Below are 21,276 nucleotides of genomic sequence, written 5' to 3' on the forward strand. Positions count from 1 at the left end.
GTTTGAACCAGGTAGAGATTTACACCGATGGCGCCTGCAAGGGCAATCCGGGCCCCGGCGGGTGGGGCGTGTTGCTGCGCTCCGGTGCGACCGAAAAAGAGCTGTTTGGCGGCGAATTGGGTACCACCAACAACCGCATGGAGCTGATGGCGGTGATCGAGGCGTTGTCGGCCCTCAAGCGCCCCTGTGCCGTGACGCTGTACCTGGACAGCGAGTACGTGCGCAAGGGCATTACCGAGTGGATCCATGGCTGGAAGGCCAAGGGCTGGCGCACGGCCTCCAAGCAGCCGGTCAAGAACGTGGAGCTGTGGCAGCGGCTGGATGCGCTGGTCAGCACCGGCGGCCACCGCATCGAATGGCGCTGGGTGAAAGGGCATTCGGGCGACCCGGGCAATGAGCGGGCCGACGCGCTGGCCAACCGGGGCGTGGACCAGGCCCTGGGCCGCAGGTAGATCCATTGCCAGCTGCTTACCGCATGCAAGCCTCTTCGGAGGCTTTTTTTGTGCCCGCGTCCGAGGCGGCCAGTACGGCCATCACGCCCCAGCGGCGAATGCTCCGGGATATTGCTGCGGGTGGCTGCGGCTGCACACACCCACTGTTACATTGTGTGACTGCGCATCCCACCTCACTGGATTGATTGACCCATGGCGTCCAAGAGCAAGTACAAGTACCTCGTTTTCGCTGTCATCGGCATCGCTGCCGCATCGGGCGCTGCCTGGTGGCTGCAGAAGCCCGTGCAGCCGCAGCAGCGTGCCGAGGTCGGGGCGGGCGGTGCAGGCGCTGGCGCATCGGCTGGTGGCACCGCGCCCGCTGGTGCTGGCCGCCCCGTGGCCGTGGAAACGGTGACCGTGCGGCAGATGGCGCTGCGCGACGATGCCGAAGCCGTGGGAAGCCTGCGGTCGCGCCAGAGCGTGATGCTGCGGCCCGAGGTGGGCGGGCGTATCACCCAGCTCAACTTCCGTGACGGCCAGCGTGTGCGGCGCGGGCAAGTGCTGGTGCAGCTGGATGACCAATTGCCGCGTGCGCAGATCCAGCAAAGCCAGGCCGAGTTGTCGATTGCGCGGGCCAACCACAAGCGCAATCAGGAGCTGGTGGCCCAGGGCTTCATCAGCCAGCGTTCGGTGGACGAGAGTGCGGCCAACCTGGAAGTGGCCCAGGCCAAGCTGGCTTTGGCCCAGGCCACGGCCCAGCGCCTGAAGATCCTGGCCCCGTTCGATGGTATCGCAGGCATTCGGGGCGTGAACGTGGGCGACTACCTCAAGGACGGGGCCGATATCGTCAACATCGAAGACCTTGATGCGGTGTATGTCGATTTCCGCCTGCCCGAGCGGTTGCAGGGCAAGGTGCGCCCGGGGCAGACCGCGCAGGTCACCTTTGATGCACTGCCGGGCGCGCGTTACGCCGCCGTGGTGCAGGCCATCAGCCCACAGATCGATGCGGATGGGCGGGCCATCGCGGTGCGTGGCTGCATCGACAACCGCCGCCTGCAGCTGCGCCCCGGCATGTTCGCGCGGGTGACGACCGTGTTTTCCGAACGCAGCGACGCGCTTGTGGTGCCCGAGGAAGCCATCGTGCCCGACGGCACCAGCCCCTATGTGCTCAAGGTGGTAGAAGGCAAGGAGCCCAGCAGCAAGGTGACGCGCCGCACGCCGGTCAAACTGGGCGTCCGTTCACCTGGGTGGGTGGAGGTGGTGGACGGCTTGAGCGCCGGAGACCTGGTGGTCACGGCGGGCCAGCAGCGCATCCGCAAGGACGGCACCGAGGTGCGCGTGGTGGAGCTGGGCAAGCAGGGCAACGGTGGTGCGGCGGCCGCGGCAACGCGGCCGGCTCCGGGCGCTTCAGGTGCTGCGACTGGGGCGGGCCAAAAGGCATCGCCGGTGGCTGATGCGCCTGCGCAGAGCACCTCTGCGGCATCGGCATCTCCATCTCCTTCTGCCGCCCCCTCGGTGGCCCGCGTGATGGCGGCTCGCAGCGAACCCGATCCGCTGCCCGGCCCCAACCCTTGCCAGCTGGCCGGAACCTCCAGCCGGTCCACGCCCACTGGCAGCCGCCCTCCCGTCTGACGGACTGCCTGTCCTTACCCTCTGATGCCTCTGGACTGCCATGCAACTCGCTGAAATCTCCATCCGCCGGCCGGTATTTGCCACCGTGCTGTCACTGCTGGTGCTGTTGATTGGCGCGGTGAGCTTCACACGCCTGTCCGTGCGCGAATACCCCAAGATCGACGAACCCGTGGTGACCGTCAGCGTGCGGTATGCGGGCGCGTCGGCCGAGGTCATCGAATCGCAGGTGACCAAGCCGCTCGAAGACTCCATCGCCGGTATCGACGCCGTGGATGTGATCACCTCCATCAGCCGGGCCGAGCAAAGCCAGATCAGCGTGCGCTTTCGCCTGGAGAAGGACGCTGACAACGCCGCCGCTGAAGTACGCGACCGCACCGCCCGTGTGCGCAACCGCCTGCCGCTCGCGGTGGATGAGCCCGTGATTGCCAAGGTGGAGGCCGATGCATCGCCCGTGCTGTGGCTCGCCTTCAGCAGCGATACACGCAGCCCGCTGGAGATCAATGACCTGATCAACCGCATCGTCAAGCCCCGGTTGCAGACGGTGACCGGTGTGGCGGATGTGCCGATTTATGGCGAGCGCAAATACGCCATGCGCGTGTGGCTGGACCCCGAGCGCATGGCCGGCTATCGCTTGACCACGCAGGACGTGGAAGACGCCATCCGCCGCAACAATCTGGAGCTGCCAGCAGGCCGCATTGAATCGCAGCAGCGCGAGTTCAGCGTGACGTCCCAGACCGACCTGAAAACCCCGGCGCAGTTTTCCGACATCGTGATCCGCACGGTCAACGGGTTTTCGGTGCGCGTGCGTGATGTGGCCCGGGTTGAAGAAGGCCCTGCCAGCGACCGCAGCCGCGTGCGGCTCAATGGCCGCGATGCGATCTCGGTGGGTGTGATCCGCCAGGCCACGGCCAACCCGCTGGAGCTGTCCAAAGGCGTGCGCGCCATGATCCCCTTGCTCAAGGCCGACCTGCCGCCAGACATCGGCATCGACATTGCCAACGACAACTCGCTGTTCATCGACCGCTCCATCAAGAGCGTGTACTCCACCATCATCGAGGCCGTGGTGCTGGTGGCCCTGGTGATCTTTGTGTTCTTGCGCACGTTCCGTGCGTCCATCATCCCCATCATCACCATCCCGGTCAGCCTGGTGGGCAGTTTTGCGCTGATGTCGCTGGCCGGCTTTTCGATCAACACGCTCACGCTGCTGGCGCTGGTGCTGGCCATTGGCCTGGTGGTGGACGACGCCATCGTGATGCTGGAGAACATCTACCGCCACATCGAAGAGGGGCTCGACCCGTTTTCTGCCGCCATCAAGGGCGCACGCGAAATCGGCTTTGCCATCGTGGCCATGACGCTCACGCTGGTGGCGGTGTATGCGCCACTCGCATTCACACCCGGCCGCACGGGGCGCTTGTTCGTGGAGTTTGCGCTGGCGCTGGCCGGGGCCGTGGTGGTGTCGGGCTTTGTGGCGTTGACGCTCTCGCCCATGATGTGCTCGCTGCTGCTCAAGCACAACCCGAATCCCAATTGGTTTGACCGCTCCATGGAGCGTTGGCTCACCGCACTCTCGGATGCCTATGGCCGCCTGCTGCGCTGGATCGTCACGGCCCGCTGGGGTGGAGCGGGCGCGGGGCGCAGTGGCGTGCGGGGTGCGCTGTTCCAGGCCCGCTGGATCGTGCTGGGCGTCATGGCCCTCAGCGGCGCGGCGCTGGTGCTGGTGTTCCCCAGCATGCGGCAGGAGCTGTCGCCGCTGGAAGACCGGGGCACCATTTTGGCCAGTGTGACCGCGCCCGACGGCGCCACGCTGGACTACACCAACCGCTATGCGCTGGAGCTGGAAAAGATCGGTAACACCTACCCCGAATTCGACCGCGTGTTTGCCAATATTGGCAACCCTACGGTGGCACAGGGCAGCGTGATCTACCGCACGGTGGACTGGGAAAAGCGCGACCGCACCACGCTGGCCCTGGCCAAGGAGCTGCAGCCCAAGGTGGCGGGCCTGCCCGGCGTGAATGCTTTTCTGATCACACCGCCGTCGCTGGGCCAGGGCTTTCGCTCGCGACCCCTCACCTACGTGATCCAGACCTCGGACAGCTACGAGAACCTGAGCAAGGTGGTGGCCGCATTCATGGCCGAGATTGCGCAGAACCCCGGCATCGTGTCCCCCGACGTGGACTTGCGCCTGAACAAGCCCGAGCTGCGCATCGAAGTCAACCGCGAACGTGCCGCCGACCTGGGCGTGAGCGTGGAGGTGGTGGCCAAGGCCATCGAGACCATGCTGGGCGGCCGCACCGTCACGCGCTACAAGCGCGATGCCGAGCAGTACGACGTGATCGTGCAGACCGAGGCGCGGGGCCGCACCACGCCCGAGAACATCGACACGATCTACGTGCGCGGCCGCAACGACGCGATGATTCCGCTGACCAGCTTGGTCAACGTGCGCGAAAGCGTGAGTCCGCGTGAGCTGAACCACTTTGGCCAGCGCCGCTCGGCCACCATCACGGCCAACCTGTCGTCCGACTACTCGCTGGGCCAGGCCATCACCTTCATGAACGAGACGGCCGCCAAGGTGCTCAAGCCCGGCTACACCACCGACCTGAACGACACCTCGCGCGAGTTCAAGAACTCGCAAGGCGCGCTGGGTGTGGTGTTTGTGCTGGCGCTGGTGTTCATCTTCCTGGTGCTGGCCGCGCAGTTCGAGAGCTTCATCGACCCGCTCGTCATCATGGTGTCGGTGCCGCTGTCGATGATCGGTGCGCTGCTGGCGCTCAAGTGGAGCGGCGGCTCGCTCAACGTGTATTCGCAGATCGGGCTGATCACGCTGGTGGGACTGATCACCAAACACGGCATCCTGATCGTGGAGTTCACCAACCAGCTGCGCGAAGAGGGCATGGAAATGGTGGACGCGCTGGTCAAGGCCTCGGCCCAGCGACTGCGCCCCATCCTGATGACTACGGGGGCCATGGTGCTGGGAGCCATCCCGCTGGCACTGGCCACGGGCGCTGGCGCCGAAACGCGCACCCAGATCGGCTGGGTGATTGTGGGCGGCATGTCGCTGGGCACGCTGCTCACCATTTTTGTGGTGCCCACCATGTACACGCTGTTTGCCCGCAAGGCGGTGCCGGGGGCCAACACGGCGGTGGCAGTGGACGCGCCGGCCCACCCGCTGCACCCGCACGACTATGTGGCCAAGTAGCCTTCAGTGGGAGTGCAAAGTGCACTGCCAAAACAGCCAAAGCAAAGCAAGAAAAGAAAGGGCCCGGTAGGGCCCTGCCTGCTTTCTGTTATGCGGTGTCAGCGTGGGTAAGGTCTGGGTCCAGCGGGTTGCAGTGCAGGTGGCTTAGACCAGCACAGCCTGCACCGCGTCCTGCAATTCCTGGCCGCCTTGCGGGCGCACCAGGCGTGCCACCTCCTTGCCGTCCTTCATGAAGACCAGTGTCGGCCAGAGCTTCACGCCGAACGTGCGGCCCAGGCGCTGGCCAGGGCCGTCTTCCACCTTGACGTGGGCAATGTCCGCGCGGTCCTTCAGGGCGGCTTCGATCAGCGGCTGGGCGCGCTGGCAGTGGCCGCACCAGGGCGTGCCGAACTCGACCACTGTGGCGCCGGGCAGGCGGTCCACATCGTCTCGGGATGGGGGTTGTGCAAGGTGTCGTGCGGCGTAGGGCATGGCGTGATTCGTGGTCTGTGAACAGGGCGAGAGGCTGGTTTCAGGTTACCTTGGCGGTCGATGCCATGCGCCGGCTGGCGGCGCATTCCCGTGTCAGATCACGCCCTCAAACACCATCACGTCTACCGCATCGCCCACCGCGACGTTGCCCTGGCCGTGGTGCAGCACGATGAGCCCGTTGGCCTGCACCATGGAGCTGAGCACGCCCGAGCCCTGGTTGCCGGTGGTGCGCACCTGCAGCGTGCCGTCGGCGGCGGTGGTGACCAGGCCGCGCTGGTATTCGGTGCGGCCGGGCTTCTTGCGCATGGGCTCGGTGCTGATGGCGCGTAGCAGCGGGGGCGCCGCGCGGGTGCACCCCATCATGCGCAGCAGGGCGGGGCGCACAAAGGCCAGAAAGGTCACCATCACCGCCACCGGGTTGCCGGGCAGCCCGAACAGCACGGCGCCACCGGTGGGTGTATTGATATCATTTTGATAGCTGTCAGCGCATGATGCACTAGCGCTTGAGGCCGAAATGGCTTGATTTTCTGCGTTGCCGATGCGTCCCACGGCCATGGGGCGGCCCGGGCGCATGGCGATGCGCCAGAAGGCCACGTCGCCCAGCTTTTTCATCATGGTGCGGGTGTGGTCGGCCTCGCCCACGCTCACGCCGCCGCTGGTGATGATGGCGTCGGCCTGCTGCGCTGCCTGGCGAAAGGCGGCTTCAAGCAGCGCGGGCTCGTCGCGCACCACGCCCAGGTCGATCACCTCGACCCCCATGCGCGTGAGCAGGCCGAACACGGTGTAGCGGTTGCTGTCGTACACGGCGCCTTCGCGCGGCGCCTCGCCCAGGCTCAGGATCTCGTCGCCGGTGGAGAAGTACGCTACCCGCAGCCTGCGATACACCGTGACGGTCGGCAGGCCCAGGCTGGCCACCAGGCCCAGGGCGGCAGGCGTCAGCAGCTCGCCACAGGCCAAGGCCACGCGGCCTTCCATGATGTCCTCGCCCTTGAAGCGGCGGTTATCACCGGCGCGCAGCACATCGGCGGCGATGGTGATGTGCCCGTCAGTAGCGGCGGTTGTGAACTCTTGCGGCACCACGGTGTCCAGCCCCGCGGGCATGATGGCGCCGGTCATGATCTTCACGCATTCGCCCGCCGCCACCGTGCCCGCCCACGCCTTGCCGGCCAGCGCGGTGCCCACCACGCGCAGCGTGAGCGGCTGCCCTGCCACCAGTTGCGCACCCGCAAAGGCGTAGCCGTCCATGGCCGAGTTGTCGTGGGGCGGCACGCTGACGGGGGAGATCACGTCCTGCGCCAGCACGCGGCCCAGCGCGCTGAACAGCGGCAGCACTTCGGTGGCGGTGACGGGCTCGATCAGCCGGTCCAGAAACTGGTTCACATCCGCAGCGCTCAGGGCCTGCGGGTCGTAGCCTTGCAGCTCGGCGGCAATCTGGGCAATGGTTTTCATGAATGGGATTCGCTTGAATTCAATGGGAGAGCAGCCGCACCATGTGCAGCTTGTCGTAGCCCACGCCATCCACCACGATGGCGTTGGGCAGCAGGCCCCAGGCGCGGAACCCGGCTTGCTCGTACAGGCGCACCACGTGCGGGTTGGATGCGGTGACGGTAAGCACCAGTTGGGTCAGCCCCGGCACCTGGCGGGCAGCCTGCACGCAGGCCTTCACCAGCATCCGGCCAATGCCCCTGCGCTGCGCTGAAGGCGACACCATCATGCCCACCACCACGGCGCAGTGGCGCTGCTTGGTGCGTTGTTCGCGCTCGCAACCCAGGCAGCCGAGCAGCTGGCCTGCAGCATCGAAGGCGCCCAGAAAGAACTGGCCGGACTCCAGCGCGCCAAACCGCGCCACGTACTCGCTGGCATCGCGGCCCACGGAGGATTCGTAGTCCGAGGTGAAGGCATCCGGCGCCGTGCGCAGTGCCTCGTCGCGCAGGGCCTTGTAGGCCACCGCATCGGCGGCGACCAGGGGGCGGATGTGTACCGCGCCAGCATCCGCTGGTACCACTCGGTCCACTGCGTCCACGGGAGGGCGATGGTTCATGGGGTCGGTGGGCAGCTCAGGCCTGGGGCGCGCTGCTGCTTTCCAGCGCGTGCAGCTCGGCCAGCGTGTTGGCGTTGAAGAAGGCCTGGGGGTCGTCGCCCGGCTGGTCGAACGGCACGATGGCGCAGCGGTGCTGGCCCGTCCACGCGTCGATCTTGCGGCCCCCGGCCTGGGTGAAGGCGACCAGGCTTTCCAGCAGGTCCACGCGCAGCAGGCAGAACACCGGCTGCGGGCGCACGGTGATCTGGCCCTTGCCGTCGTCTTCCGGGGCTGCGGCCATGGCAATGTCGGCGCCCTCGGCGTCTGCCGCTGCCGCCAGGCGCTGGGCGAGGTCCAGCGGAAACAGCGGCGTGTCGCAGGGCACTGTCAGCAGCCAGGGGGTTTCGCAGCGCTCCAGCCCGGTCAGAAAGCCTGCCAGGGGCCCGGCGTAGTCGCTCAGCACGTCCGGCCACACCGGCGTGCCAAAGGCCTCGTAGGCCGCCAGATTGCGGTTGGCATTGACCATGGTGGCGCCGGTCTGCATCTGTAGCCGCATGAGCGTGTGCAAGGCCAGCGGCAGGCCGCGAAAGTTTTGCAGGCCTTTGTCCACCCCGCCCATGCGGGAGCCGCGGCCCCCTGCGAGGACCAGGCCGGTGATGTCTTGCTGATTGATCAATTGAAATCCTGTGGGCAATGGGTAGTTTGCTAGAAAGACGGCGCTGCCCATAAGCACAACGCTTTTTCTACAGAGCTGCTAGCCCCCGATGTAGCTCATCTCAACGCGGCGCGCCCCCTGGCTGGTGTCGGCGGGCAGGCTGCTGCGCAACTCGGAGTAGCGGTCGTTCCGCTGCTGCCAGATGGGGGCGATGGCCGCGGCAATCTCTGCATCGCTCGCGCCCCCGCGTAGCAGGCTGCGCAGGTCGTAGCCCTGGCTGGCAAACAGGCACAGGTAGAGCTTGCCTTCGGTGGACAGGCGTGCGCGGTTGCAGTCGTGGCAGAAGGCCTGGGTCACGCTGCTGATCACTCCGACCTCACCCAGTGCGGGGTCGTGCCGGCCCTGGGCATCGGCATAGCCCCAGCGCTCGGCGGTTTCGCCGGGGCTGCTCGGGTCCAGCTGCACCAGCGGCAGTTCGGCGCGCAGGCGCTCGATGAGTTCGGCAGAGGGCAGCACCTCGTCCATGCGCCAGCCGTTGGTGGCGCCCACGTCCATGTATTCGATGAAGCGCAGCGTGGTGCCGGTGCCCCGAAAGTGCCGCGCCATGGGCAATATCTCGTGGTCGTTGGTGCCGCGCTTGACCACCATGTTGACCTTGATGTGCGACAGGCCCACCGCATGCGCGGCCTCGATGCCGGCCAGCACATCGGCCACCGGAAAGTCCACATCGTTCATGCGGCGAAAGATGGTGTCGTCCAGGCCGTCCAGGCTCACCGTCACGCGGTTCAGGCCCGCGTCCTTCAGGGCCTGGGCCTTGCGCGCGAGCAGTGATCCGTTGGTGGTGAGGGTGAGGTCGGGCGCCAGGCCGTCCACGGTGCGCAGCTGGGCCAGTTGTGCCACCAGGTCTTCGAGGTTCTTGCGCAGCAGGGGCTCGCCGCCCGTCAGGCGGATCTTGCGCACGCCATGCGCCAGAAAAAGCCGCGCCAGCCGAGTGATCTCCTCAAAGCTCAGGAGCGCCCCGTGCGGCAGGTAGGGGTAGTCCTTGTCGAACACTTCCTTGGGCATGCAGTAGTTGCAGCGGAAGTTGCAGCGGTCCGTCACGCTGATGCGCAGGTCGCGCAGCGGGCGGCCTCGGGCATCGGTGAGCAGCCCTGTGGGGCTGACCAGCTGGGCTGGCACTGTGGCCGCCAGCGAGGCCAGGCGTTCATCGACCAGCGGAATCACGCGTTCAGACATGGGTGGGCTCGTTCAGCAGGGCGGGAGGGCACATGGCCCGCATTTTCTCACTCCAGCCAGCGCACGTTCTGCAGGATCTCGTCGAAGAAGCTGCGCAGCATCAAGGTGCTCATGCTGAAAGGGTCGAAATCCGGGGTGCTGGAGTATTTGAGGAACAGCTGCCGGTTGGCGTCCACCGAGCCCAGAAGCCCCATGGACCAGCTGGTGAAGCGGCGGTGCGGGATCTCGCCAAAGTCCAGCACGGCCGTGTCCTTGTGGCGGGTGTCCTTGAGCAGGCGGTGGTACAGCGCGTTGACCGCAGCGCGGTCGCCTTCGAGCTGCTGCAGAAAGATGCCGTTGTTCAGGCACAGCGCGCCGGTGATGCCCGCACGGGCATTGTTGCGCTGCGAGGCGCTCAAGATGTCCTTGATGTCTGCGGGGCCGAGCACGCGGGAGGTGCGGCTAGCATAGGTCAGTTGTATCAACATGTTCGTCTCCTGAGCGGCGCAGTGTGTCAGGTTTGGCGGGGGGGTGTGGGCCCTGCTGCGAATGACCTTGAAGCCGGATTTGTTGCTGCAGCGCAAACGATTGCGGGGGATGGCGGGGCGCTTTGATCTGGCGCAGGGCATGGGAATGCTGCGTCGCAACAATGCGGGCATCCGATTTCAAGGGGTTCCCATGCCAGCTCGCGAGGTATTGAACAGGTTCTCCGCCGACGCCATGCCCTGCCAGCGCCGTGTGGCGGTTCAGTGGGTGGCGGCAGGCATCCTGCTGCCCACCTGGGCGAGTGTGGCCGTTGGGGCCCAGGCACAGATGGGGTTGTCCGGCGCCATCAACTATGCGGGCTGGTTCCGTGCGTTGTCGCAACGCATGGCCAAGGCCTATTGCCAGCAGTACCTGCAGGTGTTGCCCGGCGCAGCGGTGGACGTGATGGGGCTGGCCCGCAAGATGGCGCAGTCGGGCAGCAACGAGCTGGCCCGGGGCACGCAGACCGGGCGCTGGCCCGCCGATGTGGGGCGCCAGCTGGAAGATGTGCAAAAGCAGTTTGCGCTGCTCAACCAGCTGACTGCAGTGCCGGCCACCCAGACCGCCCTGGTCGTTGCGGCCTCCGAGCAGGCTGACCGCACGCTGCTGATTGCCCAGGCTGTGACCGAGTCCATCGAGAAGATGGCGCAGGCGCCCAGCGCCCGCCTGGTCAACCTGGCGGGCCGCCAGCGCATGCTGTCGCAGCGCCTGGCCAAAAACTACTTCTTGAGTGCTGCCAAGGTGGAGTCGAAGGTGGTGCACGCGCAGCTGGCGGCCGATGCGGCCGACTTCCGGCAGGCGCTGCAGACGCTCAAGGCGGCCCCCGTGTCCACGCCTGCCATCCGCAGCGAGCTGGAGCTGGCCGACTCGCAATGGCTGTTCTTCGACGCGGCCTTGCGCCGCCCGGCCGATGACGCTGGGCTCAACGCGGTGGCAACGACCAGCGAACGCCTGCTGGGTGTGATGGACAAGCTCACCGGCCTGTACGAGGCTGCCCTGCGCGAGGTGCTGGGCTGATCGGCTCCGCGCAGTTCGGCCCATCGGGTCACCGGCCATTGCAGGCAGCGGGCTGCGTAAAGTCCGCCAAGCGGCAATCGCGCCCCACCAACACCAGTCGCGTGTCCAGCGCGTCAAAAAATCCCGGCGGCGGGGGCATTTGCAACTGCTGCACACGCTTGTTTGCATCGATGCGCACGGCGGCCAGCTCATAGTCGCGCGCCAGGGCCATCCACAGTCCGTGCGCGCCGGCGGACTGGCGTGCCCCCGTCATGAGACAACGGCCCGAGTCCAGCCACCAGCGGTAGATGGCCGTGGCAATGCCCATGCGCCGGTAACCGTGCGCCACCTTGGTGTGGGGTGCGCGCAGGTGGCGGTCGGTGCGCCGGTCCACCTCCACCAGCCGGTTGAACACGGTGTAGGCCACGATGCGGTTGCGCAGCGGGTCGATGGCATACACAAAATATTCGCCGTCGGCCTCGCGCAGGCGAAACACCAGCCCGCGCAGGTGCAGGGGCAGCGGCCGCATGGCGTCGCGCGTGCGGTGGTTGGTGCGGATGCGGTCGTACAGTGCATCGAACTCGCGCTGGATGTCGCGGCCCGACAGGTCCACGTCGATGCGCAGCTCGGTCAGCCACTGGGCCCAGCGGCCCCGCAGGCTTGGGCTGGCCTGTGCCTTGGTGGTGGCGATGGCAGGGCCCGGCAGGTGCAGGCAAAAGGTGCTGGCCGTCATGGCGTGCTCTCTGTGCCGCCCGCCCAGCAGCCGCTCAGCAGGCGCGCGGGGTGTTCGCGGGCGCTGACCTGGGCGCTGTGGGGCCAGTCGGGCAAGGGCACATCCAGGCCTGCATACACGCCGTAGGCCTCGCCTGCGGCAATCGTGTCGCCCGCCCAGAGGCTTTCGCCCGCGCGGATGGCGCCACCGGCGTGGATATGCCCACCAGCCCGCACCCCCCAGCCCACCTGCAGGTGGCCCTTGCAGTCCACGTCGCCCATCACCCACAGGCCCCGGGCTGCCTGCAGGGCCGCGTCGGCTTGCAGGTGGCCGCCCACCTTGATGCCGCCTTCGCAGCCCAGGTCGCCCGCCACGCGCAAATCCTGGGCTACCCGGCAGTGGCCGCCGATCTGGGCGGCGGCGCCGCAGTCCAGCTCTCCGCCCACGCGCAGGCTGCCCGTGCATTGCAGCCGCTGCGCCACGGTCAGCGACCAGCCCGCGCGCACATCGCCCTGCAGCCGTGCGCTGCCCTCGCAGCGCACCGCGCCCGCCACGCGCAGGTCTTCGCCCACGCGCAGCGCACCGCCCACCCGCAGGCCGCCCAGCACGCTCAGGCTGCGGCCCGTGCGCAGCACCCCCTCCACATCGGCATGGCCCCGGCAGCGCACGCTGCCGGCAAACACCAGCGCGTCGGCCTCCAGGTGGTCCACCTCCAGCACATCGTTGGTGGGGCCGAACTGGTCCAGCATCCAGCACGCGTCCTCCACGCGGCCCTCGCGCACCAGGTCGTCCAGCAACGCCTGGTAGTTGCTGGCGCCCTCCTGGCGGCGCAGGTACCAGCGGTAGCCGTCGGCGCAGGGCTGCTTGGCACGGATGAACTGGCGGGTGATGTCGGCGGTGGCGGCCGCGTGGGCTACGGCCTGATCGACAGAACCCTCGCGCGTGAGCGCAGAGGCTGCGAGTGGGTGCGCGGGCGCGCACGGGGCGAGCGAAATCTCGCCCGAAGGGAACGGGGGCATGGACACTCCTGACGTCCGCGCCCCGGCCGTGGCCAAGGCGCAAGCTGGCGCTGGGCGTGGGGCCCGGCGACAGGAGGTGCGCGAAAAGAATGCGGAGGGGAGGGGTTGTCGCCGGGCTCAGGAATCTGCAGCGAGGGTGCAGAGAGCGCGGTCACCGGCCTGGAGCGTGGCCTGCGAGCGCGCGCCACGGCGCAGCGGCGCCGTAGCGCTGGCGGCTGTGGTGTGGTGCTGGCTCGCAAACATCGACGGCACTATAGGCAGCAGGGCCAGCACGGTCAAATCAATCCGCACTGTCCTAGTGCGGATTGGGGCGCTCAAAAAAGGGACGTATTGGCTGCTTCAGGGCGTGCCAGGACGCCTGTTGGCGTGCTTGCTTAAACGCAGCGCCCGCCGTCGACCTCAATGCACACGCCGCTGATGAACGATGCCTCGTCGCTCGCCAGGTACAGCGCCGCATTGGCCACGTCGAGCGCGGTGGAGAAGCGGCCCAGCGGAATGGTGGCCAGGAACTTGGCGCGGCGCGCATCGTCCACCGGGCCGCCTGCAAACTCGGCAGCCAGGCCCGTGTCGGGGTTGAACACGGGGTTGATGCAGTTCACGCGGATGTTGTCCGGGCCCAGCTCGGCCGCCATGGACTTGCTGGTGATGATGACGGCGCCCTTGGAGCCGTTGTACCAAGTCAGGCCCGGGCGGGGGCGCAGCCCGGCGGTGGAGGCGATGTTGATGATGCTGCCGCCGCCCGCTTGGCGCAGTGCGGGCACGGCGTGGATGGCGCTCAGGTAGATGCTCTTCATGTTGATGGCATAGACCTTGTCGAACTCGTCCTCGCTCACTTCGAGCATGGGGCGGTTGCGGTGCGTCCAGCCCGCGTTGTTCACCACCACGTCCAAGCGGCCGTACAGGCGCACGGCTTCGTCGACCATGGCTTTCACTTCGGCGGACTTCGTCACGTCGGCCTTGAAGAACGCGGCCGTGCCGCCCGCGGCCGTGATCTCGGCCACCACGCGCTGGCCGCCCGCTTCGTTGATGTCATTGACGATGACCTTGCCGCCCTCTGCCGCCAGGCGCTTGGCAATGCCTTCGCCAATGCCGTTGCCGGCGCCGGTGACGATGATGGATTTGTTCTGCACACGCATGGGTGTCTCCGATGGGTTGGGGTGATATATCAAAATTGATAGCTACCAGCGCATATTCAACTAGCGCTAGCGCCCGATGGGGCTGAAATTTCAGTGGCTGTAGCCGTATGGGCCGTATCTGACGTAGGGGCTGCCGGGGCGGGTGCCTTGGGCTGCCGGCCATAGAACTGGGGGAAAAACTCTTTCACGCCTTGGCCGTTGAAGTCCCACCCTGTGCACTGGCCCAGGTGGCGCGGCGGCTCGTCCGGGTTGGCGGACGAAAACACCGCAGGCACCGACTGGAACGCGGCCGTGGCCAGGTTGAACAGCAGCTCGCGCAGGTGCGTGCAGCTTTCCACGCCGCCCAGGTGCTTCTGGATGGCCTGGCGCCAGCCGCGTGCCATGCTGCAGCCCACCATGCGCTGCAGCGCTGCCTGGGCCTCGGTGCAGCCTTTGAGCGGGTGCGAATCCATGGACACATCCACCGCCTGCACCACCAGCTGGCGGTTCACGGTCACACGCAGCCACATGTGGTGGATGGCTTCGCCCGCCAGGCGCGTGCGCGTCGGGTCGCGGTGCGAGGGGGCGTCGTAGGCCTTGCTGTCATGCAGCTCGCCTTCGATGTCCCACAGGCCATCGTCGCGTTCAAAGCCCTGGTACTTCACCCGGCGGACATGCTTCAGGGTGCGGGGGGCGGGGGGGGCTCAGGGGCATGGGGAAGAAAAATCGTCGTACAGAAGCAGCCGAGGTTAGCGGGGCCTGCCAGCACCGTCGCGCGCCAGCGGGACACCCTGCAATGCCTCTTCAACCGTACTTGATGGCAACGGTCTTCAAGGTGGTGAAGCCGTACAGCGCCTCAAAGCCCTTTTCGCGCCCGTAGCCGCTGGATTTGACGCCGCCAAACGGCAGCTCCACACCGCCGGCCGCGCCATAGTTGTTGATGAACACCTGGCCGCTGTGCACGCGCTTGGCCATGCGGAACTGGCGCGCGCCGTCGCGCGTCCAGATGCCCGCGACCAGGCCGAACTGCGTGGCGTTGGCCAGCTCCACCGCGTGGTCTTCGTCCTGGAAGGCCATGGCCGACAGCACGGGGCCGAAGACTTCCTCTTGCGCCAGGCGGTGGCCCACGGGCACATCGCGCAGCAAGGTGGGGGCCTGGTAGTAGCCGGTCTCGGGGGCTTCGTCCACCACCACGCCCTGGGCCACCATGGGGATGCCAGCCACTTGCGCGTCGGAGAGGAAGTCCCACACGCGCTGCTGTTGCGTCTGGCGAATCAGAGGGCCCACGTCCAGGTCCATGGCGGCGGGGCCGACGCGCAGCTTTTCAAACGCCTTGCCCAGGCGCTCCAGCAGCGGTTCATAAATCAGCGAGTCGATCAGCACGCGCGAGCCGGCCGAGCAGGTCTGCCCGGCGTTCTGCACGATAGCGTTGATGACCACTGGGATGGCGGCGTCCAGGTCGGCGTCGGCAAAGATGATCTGCGGGCTCTTGCCGCCCAGCTCCAGCGTCACGGGGCAGTGGCGCTCCGCGGCCACCTGCTGGATCAGCGTGCCGATCTTGGGGCTGCCGGTGAAGCTGATGTGGTCGATGCCGGGGTGGCGCGCCAGTGCGTCGCCCACCTCATGGCCGTAGCCGGTGACGATGTTCAGCGCCCCGGCGGGGAAGCCCACTTCTGCCGCCAGCTGCGCCACGCGGATCAGCGACAGGCACGCGTCTTCGGCGGGCTTAACCACGCACACATTGCCCGCCGCCAGCGCGCCGCCCACGCTGCGGCCGAAGATCTGCATGGGGTAGTTCCAGGGGATCACGTGGCCCGTGACGCCGTGGGGCTCGCGCCAGGTCAGCACGCTGTAGCCGTCGGGGTAGGGAATGGTCTCGCCGTGGAACTTGTCGCACGCACCGGCGTAGAACTCGAAGTAGCGCGCCAGCGCAATCGCGTCGGCCCGCGCCTGCTTGGTGGGCTTGCCGCAGTCGCGCTGCTCCAGCGCCGTCAGCTCGTCCGCATGTTCCAGGATCTTGGCTGAGAGCTTTTGCAGCAGGCGACCGCGTTCCACCGGGGCCAACTTTTGCCACACCGCGTGGTAGCACTGGCGGGCTGCATGCACCGCCGCGTCGATGTCGTCGGCGTTGCTGCGCTGGATCTCGTCGAAGGGCTGGCCGTCAGACGGGTCGATCACGGGGATCGTGCGGCCCGAGGACGAGGGCACCGAGGCGTTGGCGATGTAGTTGAGTTGCATGGCCGCCATTTTGCCCGGAAATGGAATGTGTGCTTAGTATTTGTGTAAAAACCGGCGCATGCGCCAGTGCAACATGCCTTGGATGCTATTGATTTGATAGTAATCAGGCGCAAACGCCCCGCAGGCCGGCCAGGTCCAGAATCTCCACCTCGCCGCGCTGCACGCGCACCAGCTGGCGCGACTCCAGGTCCTTGAGGATTTGGTTGGTGGTCTGGCGCGAGATCGCCAGCATCAGCGACAGCTGCTCTTGCGAGATCTCGATCACGCGGCGCGACTGCCCTTCGGCCGTCCACTGCCCGTAGCCCTCGGCCATCATCACCAGGCGCCGTGCCAGGCGCTGCGGGGCGGGCAAAAGCGCCAGCTCTTCCATCGCCACGAAGGCCGAGCGCAGCTTGTCGGTAATCAGCAAGGCCAGCGCGTGCCAGTGCTGCGGGTGGGCCTGCAGCCAGTGCTGCAGCCGCTCGTGCGGGATGTGCACCAGGGTCGTGGGTTCGGTGGCCTGCGCATCGTGCGTGCGGGCCGAGTTGTCAAACACCGAGATCTCGCCAAACCAGTGCGGCGGCTCCAGACGGATCAGCAGCGCTGCACGCGCCTCGTCGGCCCGCCCCCGGGTGCCCGAGATGCTGACCGCGCCGCGCACCACCGCATACAGGCCACAGGGCGCGTCACCCCGCCGGAACAGCACCTCGCCCGTTGCCAGATGGCGCAGCTGCGCCATGGCAATCAGCGGCTGGGCAAAGTCGGGCGGCAGGTGGGCAAACCAGCGACCTGTCTGGAGGACGGGTAAATAGGCAGAGGGGGTGGACATGGGATGCGAGTGAACGGGGCAGGAGGGCGGCGGGGTTTTTGTCGTCTGCACGACAGACGCTGGCGCAGCCCGAGAGCGAGTATTGATGCTGCGCAAAACACATGCTGGAGACACCCATGAAAACCCTGATCGACCACCTCTCCCAATACGCCGACTACCACCGCGATCCGCGCAACATCCACACCCATTTTGTGGGCGTGCCCATGATCATGTTTGCCGTCGTCATCCTGCTGTCGCGCCCCACCTGGATGGTAGGCGCCTTGCCGCTGAGCCCCGCGTTGTTCGCCGCGCTGGCGGCCAGCGTCTTTTACTTCCGGCTGGACATGCGTTTTGGCCTGGCGATGGCAACCCTGCTGGCCGCCATGCTGGTGGGCGGGCAATGGGTGGCCGCACAGACCTTGGCCGTCTGGCTCGCCACGGGCATTGGCCTGTTTGCCGTGGGCTGGGTGATCCAGTTCGTGGGCCACTACTACGAAGGCCGCAAGCCCGCTTTTGTGGACGACCTGGTGGGCCTGATCGTGGGCCCGCTGTTTGTGGTGGCTGAGTGGGCGTTTGCACTGGGCCTGCGCAAGGAAGTGCAGGCGGCAGTGGAAGAGCGCAGCGGCCCGGTGCGCTTGCGTACCGGGCAACAGGCTGCTGCCCACCCTCAGTAAGCTCTGCGCTCGCGCTCCGCCGCGTTTGCTGCTTGAGCGCCAGGGCTTGACGGCCTCGCAAGGGCCAGCACGGCCCCTGCGCACACCGCACCCAGCGCCACCAGCGCACACAGGTAAGGCAGCGCGGCGGACAGCGGTGCGCCCAGCTGGTTGAGCCGCAGCGACGCCTGCACGCCCGAGGTGCTGGGCAGCAGCCAGCGCAGCCACTGCAGCGGCTCGGGCAGCGCCTCCACCGGCCACGAGAAGCCTGCGACGAACGCGATGGGCAGTGTGGTGAACAGCAGCACCTGCAGCGCGCGTTCACGGTTGCCAAACCACAGCCCCAGCAACACACCCAGCGCAGCGATGGCCGGGATGTAGCAGGCCAGCAGCGCCAGTGCGCCCAGCGGGTTGCCGCCGCGCGGGTAGTCGTGCAGCACAAAGATCCAGCCAAAGTAGAAGAGGCCGCTGGCCCAGCCCAGCGTGCACAGCGCCAGCAGGCGGCCCAGCCAGGTGGTGGCGCGGGCACGGTGCTGGCCGCTTTCCACCCAGGTGCCGGTGAGCATCGCAGCGCCCATCAGCAAGGTCTGCTGCAGGATGAGCAGCGCCACAGCAGGCACCACAAAGCTGCCGTAGCCCTCGGTGGGGTTGAACAGCGCCACCATCTGCAGTTGCACCGGCGCGCGGCTGGCGCGGGCCTGGGGGGCGCTCTGGCCGCTGGCCTGCAGCTTGCGGATCTCGACCCCGGCAGACACGGTGCCGACGGCCTCTGCGAAACCGTATTGCACGGCCTTGTTCAGCAGCGCGTAGGCGCCGTTGGCCTCGATGCTGACCACGGCGTTTTCGCCGCGCACCACGCTGCGCTTGAGCCCGGCAGGGATCACCGCGTAGCCTTCGATCTCTCCGCGCCACAGGGCCTCCTGCGCCTCGCGTTCGCTGGCGGCGACAAAACGCACTTCAATGCGGGGGTTGGCGTCGGCAAACCGAGTGATCTGGCGCGACAGGCTGGTGTGGTCCCTATCCACCACGGCCACAGGCACGCGGGTCAGCACCTCGTCGGCATAGAACCAGGGGTAGAAAAAACCGTAGAGCACGGGCGCTCCTACCAACAGCAGCAGCACGCCCTTGTCGCGCACCACGGTGGCCAGCGCTTGCAACCAGGCGCCCAGCAGGCCCTGGTGGGGTGGCGTTGTCACCGGCATGGGTTGCATCGGTGCGTTCATCAGCGGCCTCCCCAGGTGTCTGGGCGTTTGTGGGCCTCGGTCAGCGCCGTGGCGCCTACCAGCCACAGCCCTGCGGTGGCGATGGTCAGCGCCACCATCGTCGAGACGCTGGTAGCCACCGGTGCGCCCATTTGCAGCTGCTCGATCTGCAGGCGGATGTAGTGGGTGAACGGCATGGCTTCGGCCCACGCGCGTGCGCTGCCGGGCATGCCCGAAAGGGGAAACGCCACGCCGCTGAACGCAAATGCCGGTGCCGCAAAAAAGCCCGCACCCGACAGCGCAGTGCGCAGCGACCGCGTGATGCCTGCCAGCGCAGCGCCTGCGGTGATCGACACCGCTATCAGCAGCGCCAGCGCCGCAGCCACCCACCACAGATTGCCCGGCGGGTGCCAGCCCCGGCCCCAGGTGATGCCCACCAGCGCGAGCAGGCCCACCAGCGTGAGTGTTACCCAGGGCAGGGCGAGCTTGCCGACCAGCGCGCCTGCAGTGCGCACCCAGCCCCCTGCGCCCAGCCACTCGCCCAGCGTGCGGTCGCGCAGCTCGCGGCCCACCGTCCAGGCACCGGCCGTCATGGCCAGGATGTGCAGCAGGGCGGGGATCAGCGCCGCGCCCAGAAACTGCTCGTAGTTGCTGGACACATTGAACAGCGCCACCATCTGCGTGTGGATGGGCTCCATGCTCACGTGCACGGCCTGGGCGCTTTCGCCGCGTTTGTTGCGCGCGGCCATCTCGACACCGGCCGACAAGGTGCCCACGGCCGTGCGCACATCGCGCTGCAGCAGGCCCGAGTGGGTGGACATCTGCGCGTTGTGCAGCAGCGTGACCTGCGCGGCGCGGCCTTCCTTCACGGTGCGCGCAAAGTCGCGCGGGATGGAGACCACGGCGTACACTTCCACCGCGCGCAGCGCGCGTTCGGCCTCGGCCGAGTTGGTGAAGTGCTGGGTGATCTGCACGCCCGGTGTGGCGTCCAGCATGCGCACCAGCTGGCGCGACAGGCTGGAGTGGTCGTCATCCACCACGCCCACCGCCAGGTGGCGCGGCAGGCCGGCCGAGAAGATCCACCACAACAGCGCCACGCCCAGCAGCGGCACCCAGGTGACCATGGCCAGGTCCCACGGATCGGCCGCCAGGCGGCGGGCTTCGCGGCGAAGGCTGTTTGCTATTGAATTCATAGCTTTTTGCGCTTGTAAGATAAACGCTGGAGGCACTTTTTGGGATCGGTTTTCCATCGCGCTCCACTCCCGTCGCGGAATTCGGAACAGGCGCGGCCCGGAGAGGGCAGCCGAGCAAGGGCCGCCCCGCAGCGAGGGCTGCGTCCCCCTGCCCGCAACGCATAGCGTTGCGAGAGCGGGGGGAAGCGCCGAAGGCGCTCAGGGGGGTGTCGCATTTCAGTTCACCAGCACCGTCATGCCGGGGCGTGCGCCTTCGATGGGGGCCGCCGGGCGCGCGCGCACTTCAAACGTGCGGGCGTCAAAGCCCTGGCCTGCGCGTGTGGCGCGCCAGGTGGCAAAGTCGGGCAGCGCAGCCGTGTGGTAGACCTTGAACTTCACGGTTTTGCTGCCCAGCGCGGGCAGCGTGGCGTCAAACTCGTTGCCGATGGCAAAGCGCTGCAGACGGTCTTCGCGCACATTCAGCACCACCCACTGGTCCTTCAGGTCCACCACCGTGACCACGGCCACGCCCTGCGGCGACAGCTCGCCCGTGCGGGCCAGCACCTTGGCCACTTCGCCGGCGACGGGGCTCTTGAGCTCGGTCTCGGCCTGGGCCGCCTGCACCTCCGCCACCACGCCAGCCACCTGGCGCGCCTGGGCGCTGGCGGCGGATCGGTCTTCGGTGCGGGCACCGGCGCGGGCCAGGTCGTACTGGGCCTTGGCTGCCAGCGCCTGGTCGCGCGAGGCCTTGAAGTTGGCCTCGGCCTCGTCGCGTTTTTGCGCCGCCACCAGGCCCTCACGGGCCAGGCCGTCCACGCGCTTGAAGGACGATTCGGCCAGGTCGGCGGCGGCCACGGCACGCTGCCAGTTCAGGCGGGCCATTTCAATCTCTTGCGGGCGCGCGCCGTGCTGTGCCTTGTCGGCCACGGCCTGGGCAGCCTCTTGCGCCGCCGTGGCCTGGGCCAGCTTTGCGGTGACCTCGGGGCTGTCCATGCGGATCAGCGGGGCGCCCACGGCGATCTGGTCGCCTTCCTTCACCAGGATCTGCGCGATGCGCGCAGTGACCTTGGGGGCGATGTCGGCCTCTTGCGCTTCGATCTGGCCCTGGAACACCTCGGGTGCAGGCTGCGAGGCCTTCCACAGACCAAAGCCCACAAAGCCTGCCACGGCCACAAAGGCCACTGAGCCGATCACGGCTGCTTTTTTGCTGTTGTTCTTGCTCATGTTCGTTCCACCT

The 21,276-nt window shown here is 67.4% G+C and carries 19 protein-coding genes and 1 pseudogene; 5 read left to right on the plus strand and 15 right to left on the minus strand.

Annotation, left to right across the window (positions count from 1 at the left end):
* The first annotated feature begins 2 nt into the window (after positions 1–2).
* From rnhA to ATF69_RS22605, 3 genes are all read left to right on the plus strand, one after another.
* Entirely contained in the window at positions 3–452 is a 450-nt protein-coding gene (gene rnhA / locus ATF69_RS22595) for a ribonuclease HI (protein ID WP_015013609.1), read from the plus strand.
* A 192-nt stretch (positions 453–644) separates the two neighbouring features.
* Positions 645–2,063 (plus strand): efflux RND transporter periplasmic adaptor subunit, encoded by a 1,419-nt coding sequence (locus ATF69_RS22600; protein ID WP_056743553.1) that lies wholly within the window; start codon positions 645–647, stop codon positions 2,061–2,063.
* Between the two features lie 40 nt (positions 2,064–2,103).
* The gene (locus ATF69_RS22605) at positions 2,104–5,259 is read left to right on the plus strand and encodes an efflux RND transporter permease subunit (RefSeq protein ID WP_146872357.1); all 3,156 of its coding nucleotides are present in this window, start codon (positions 2,104–2,106) and stop codon (positions 5,257–5,259) included.
* Between the two features lie 144 nt (positions 5,260–5,403).
* Here ATF69_RS22605 and ATF69_RS22610 read toward each other — a convergent pair whose 3' ends face one another.
* From ATF69_RS22610 to ATF69_RS22635, 6 genes are all read right to left on the minus strand, one after another.
* The gene (locus tag ATF69_RS22610; RefSeq protein WP_146872358.1) at positions 5,404–5,730 is read right to left on the minus strand and encodes a thioredoxin family protein; all 327 of its coding nucleotides are present in this window, start codon (positions 5,728–5,730) and stop codon (positions 5,404–5,406) included.
* A gap of 93 nt (positions 5,731–5,823) precedes the next feature.
* Positions 5,824–7,179, minus strand: coding sequence for a molybdopterin molybdotransferase MoeA (moeA, locus tag ATF69_RS22615; protein ID WP_146872359.1), 1,356 nt, complete (start codon positions 7,177–7,179; stop codon positions 5,824–5,826).
* Positions 7,180–7,198: 19 nt separating this feature from the next.
* Positions 7,199–7,771: a GNAT family N-acetyltransferase gene (locus ATF69_RS22620; RefSeq protein WP_208758764.1), complete on the minus strand. Its 573-nt coding sequence runs from the start codon at positions 7,769–7,771 to the stop codon at positions 7,199–7,201.
* A gap of 16 nt (positions 7,772–7,787) precedes the next feature.
* Complete coding sequence (gene mobA / locus ATF69_RS22625) at positions 7,788–8,426, minus strand: molybdenum cofactor guanylyltransferase MobA (protein WP_146872360.1); 639 nt, start codon at positions 8,424–8,426, stop codon at positions 7,788–7,790.
* 78 nt (positions 8,427–8,504) lie between these two features.
* Entirely contained in the window at positions 8,505–9,641 is a 1,137-nt protein-coding gene (gene moaA, locus ATF69_RS22630) for a GTP 3',8-cyclase MoaA (RefSeq protein WP_146872361.1), read from the minus strand.
* A gap of 47 nt (positions 9,642–9,688) precedes the next feature.
* Entirely contained in the window at positions 9,689–10,108 is a 420-nt protein-coding gene (locus ATF69_RS22635) for a BLUF domain-containing protein (RefSeq protein ID WP_015013617.1), read from the minus strand.
* A 190-nt stretch (positions 10,109–10,298) separates the two neighbouring features.
* Here ATF69_RS22635 and ATF69_RS22640 point away from each other — a divergent pair, with 190 nt between their 5' ends.
* Complete coding sequence (locus ATF69_RS22640) at positions 10,299–11,162, plus strand: type IV pili methyl-accepting chemotaxis transducer N-terminal domain-containing protein (RefSeq protein WP_244303794.1); 864 nt, start codon at positions 10,299–10,301, stop codon at positions 11,160–11,162.
* Between the two features lie 28 nt (positions 11,163–11,190).
* On the opposite strand, the gene ATF69_RS22645 is transcribed toward ATF69_RS22640, so the two are convergent.
* The 6 genes and pseudogenes from ATF69_RS22645 to ATF69_RS22670 all read right to left on the minus strand — a co-directional run bounded on the left by ATF69_RS22645 (position 11,191) and on the right by ATF69_RS22670 (position 17,033).
* Positions 11,191–11,874: a hypothetical protein gene (locus tag ATF69_RS22645; RefSeq protein WP_146872362.1), complete on the minus strand. Its 684-nt coding sequence runs from the start codon at positions 11,872–11,874 to the stop codon at positions 11,191–11,193.
* Positions 11,871–12,872 (minus strand): bactofilin family protein, encoded by a 1,002-nt coding sequence (locus ATF69_RS22650; RefSeq protein WP_146872363.1) that lies wholly within the window; start codon positions 12,870–12,872, stop codon positions 11,871–11,873. The genes ATF69_RS22645 and ATF69_RS22650 overlap by 4 nt, the downstream gene beginning before the upstream one ends.
* A 374-nt stretch (positions 12,873–13,246) precedes the next feature.
* Positions 13,247–14,008 carry an SDR family oxidoreductase gene (locus tag ATF69_RS22655; protein WP_146872364.1) on the minus strand — a complete coding sequence of 254 codons (762 nt, stop codon included), beginning with the start codon at positions 14,006–14,008 and terminating at the stop codon, positions 13,247–13,249.
* Positions 14,009–14,064: 56 nt separating this feature from the next.
* Positions 14,065–14,701 (minus strand): annotated as a pseudogene (locus ATF69_RS22660) (DUF2889 domain-containing protein).
* A gap of 90 nt (positions 14,702–14,791) precedes the next feature.
* Complete coding sequence (locus tag ATF69_RS22665; RefSeq protein ID WP_056067777.1) at positions 14,792–16,225, minus strand: aldehyde dehydrogenase family protein; 1,434 nt, start codon at positions 16,223–16,225, stop codon at positions 14,792–14,794.
* 103 nt (positions 16,226–16,328) lie between these two features.
* Positions 16,329–17,033 carry a Crp/Fnr family transcriptional regulator gene (locus tag ATF69_RS22670; RefSeq protein WP_146872366.1) on the minus strand — a complete coding sequence of 235 codons (705 nt, stop codon included), beginning with the start codon at positions 17,031–17,033 and terminating at the stop codon, positions 16,329–16,331.
* A gap of 116 nt (positions 17,034–17,149) precedes the next feature.
* Between ATF69_RS22670 and ATF69_RS22675 the strand changes: the two genes are divergently transcribed.
* Positions 17,150–17,686 carry an Mpo1 family 2-hydroxy fatty acid dioxygenase gene (locus ATF69_RS22675; RefSeq protein ID WP_146872367.1) on the plus strand — a complete coding sequence of 179 codons (537 nt, stop codon included), beginning with the start codon at positions 17,150–17,152 and terminating at the stop codon, positions 17,684–17,686.
* On the opposite strand, the gene ATF69_RS22680 is transcribed toward ATF69_RS22675, so the two are convergent.
* From ATF69_RS22680 to ATF69_RS22690, 3 genes are all read right to left on the minus strand, one after another.
* Positions 17,680–18,888, minus strand: coding sequence for an ABC transporter permease (locus ATF69_RS22680; RefSeq protein ID WP_208758766.1), 1,209 nt, complete (start codon positions 18,886–18,888; stop codon positions 17,680–17,682). The two genes, ATF69_RS22675 and ATF69_RS22680, sit on opposite strands and share 7 nt — an antisense overlap.
* Positions 18,888–20,060: an ABC transporter permease gene (locus tag ATF69_RS22685; RefSeq protein ID WP_146872368.1), complete on the minus strand. Its 1,173-nt coding sequence runs from the start codon at positions 20,058–20,060 to the stop codon at positions 18,888–18,890. The genes ATF69_RS22680 and ATF69_RS22685 overlap by 1 nt, the downstream gene beginning before the upstream one ends.
* Positions 20,061–20,276: 216 nt before the next feature.
* The gene (locus ATF69_RS22690; protein ID WP_146872369.1) at positions 20,277–21,263 is read right to left on the minus strand and encodes an HlyD family secretion protein; all 987 of its coding nucleotides are present in this window, start codon (positions 21,261–21,263) and stop codon (positions 20,277–20,279) included.
* Positions 21,264–21,276: the final 13 nt, after the last annotated feature.

Origin of the sequence: Acidovorax delafieldii (genome assembly GCF_007993815.1) — a bacterium.
Lineage (GTDB): Bacteria > Pseudomonadota > Gammaproteobacteria > Burkholderiales > Burkholderiaceae_C > Acidovorax > Acidovorax delafieldii.

Coding starts and splice junctions, on each gene's coding strand:
- ATF69_RS22610 (WP_146872358.1), bottom strand. CDS start 5,730: ATGCCCTACGCCGCACGACACCTTGCACAACCCCCATCCCGAGACGAT.
- ATF69_RS22675 (WP_146872367.1), top strand. CDS start 17,150: ATGAAAACCCTGATCGACCACCTCTCCCAATACGCCGACTACCACCGC.
- ATF69_RS22640 (WP_244303794.1), top strand. CDS start 10,299: ATGCCAGCTCGCGAGGTATTGAACAGGTTCTCCGCCGACGCCATGCCC.
- ATF69_RS22650 (WP_146872363.1), bottom strand. CDS start 12,872: ATGCCCCCGTTCCCTTCGGGCGAGATTTCGCTCGCCCCGTGCGCGCCC.
- ATF69_RS22670 (WP_146872366.1), bottom strand. CDS start 17,033: ATGTCCACCCCCTCTGCCTATTTACCCGTCCTCCAGACAGGTCGCTGG.
- ATF69_RS22685 (WP_146872368.1), bottom strand. CDS start 20,060: ATGAATTCAATAGCAAACAGCCTTCGCCGCGAAGCCCGCCGCCTGGCG.
- ATF69_RS22600 (WP_056743553.1), top strand. CDS start 645: ATGGCGTCCAAGAGCAAGTACAAGTACCTCGTTTTCGCTGTCATCGGC.
- ATF69_RS22635 (WP_015013617.1), bottom strand. CDS start 10,108: ATGTTGATACAACTGACCTATGCTAGCCGCACCTCCCGCGTGCTCGGC.
- ATF69_RS22605 (WP_146872357.1), top strand. CDS start 2,104: ATGCAACTCGCTGAAATCTCCATCCGCCGGCCGGTATTTGCCACCGTG.
- ATF69_RS22645 (WP_146872362.1), bottom strand. CDS start 11,874: ATGACGGCCAGCACCTTTTGCCTGCACCTGCCGGGCCCTGCCATCGCC.
- ATF69_RS22620 (WP_208758764.1), bottom strand. CDS start 7,771: ATGAACCATCGCCCTCCCGTGGACGCAGTGGACCGAGTGGTACCAGCG.
- ATF69_RS22665 (WP_056067777.1), bottom strand. CDS start 16,225: ATGCAACTCAACTACATCGCCAACGCCTCGGTGCCCTCGTCCTCGGGC.
- ATF69_RS22690 (WP_146872369.1), bottom strand. CDS start 21,263: ATGAGCAAGAACAACAGCAAAAAAGCAGCCGTGATCGGCTCAGTGGCC.
- moaA (WP_146872361.1), bottom strand. CDS start 9,641: ATGTCTGAACGCGTGATTCCGCTGGTCGATGAACGCCTGGCCTCGCTG.
- moeA (WP_146872359.1), bottom strand. CDS start 7,179: ATGAAAACCATTGCCCAGATTGCCGCCGAGCTGCAAGGCTACGACCCG.
- ATF69_RS22680 (WP_208758766.1), bottom strand. CDS start 18,888: ATGAACGCACCGATGCAACCCATGCCGGTGACAACGCCACCCCACCAG.
- ATF69_RS22655 (WP_146872364.1), bottom strand. CDS start 14,008: ATGCGTGTGCAGAACAAATCCATCATCGTCACCGGCGCCGGCAACGGC.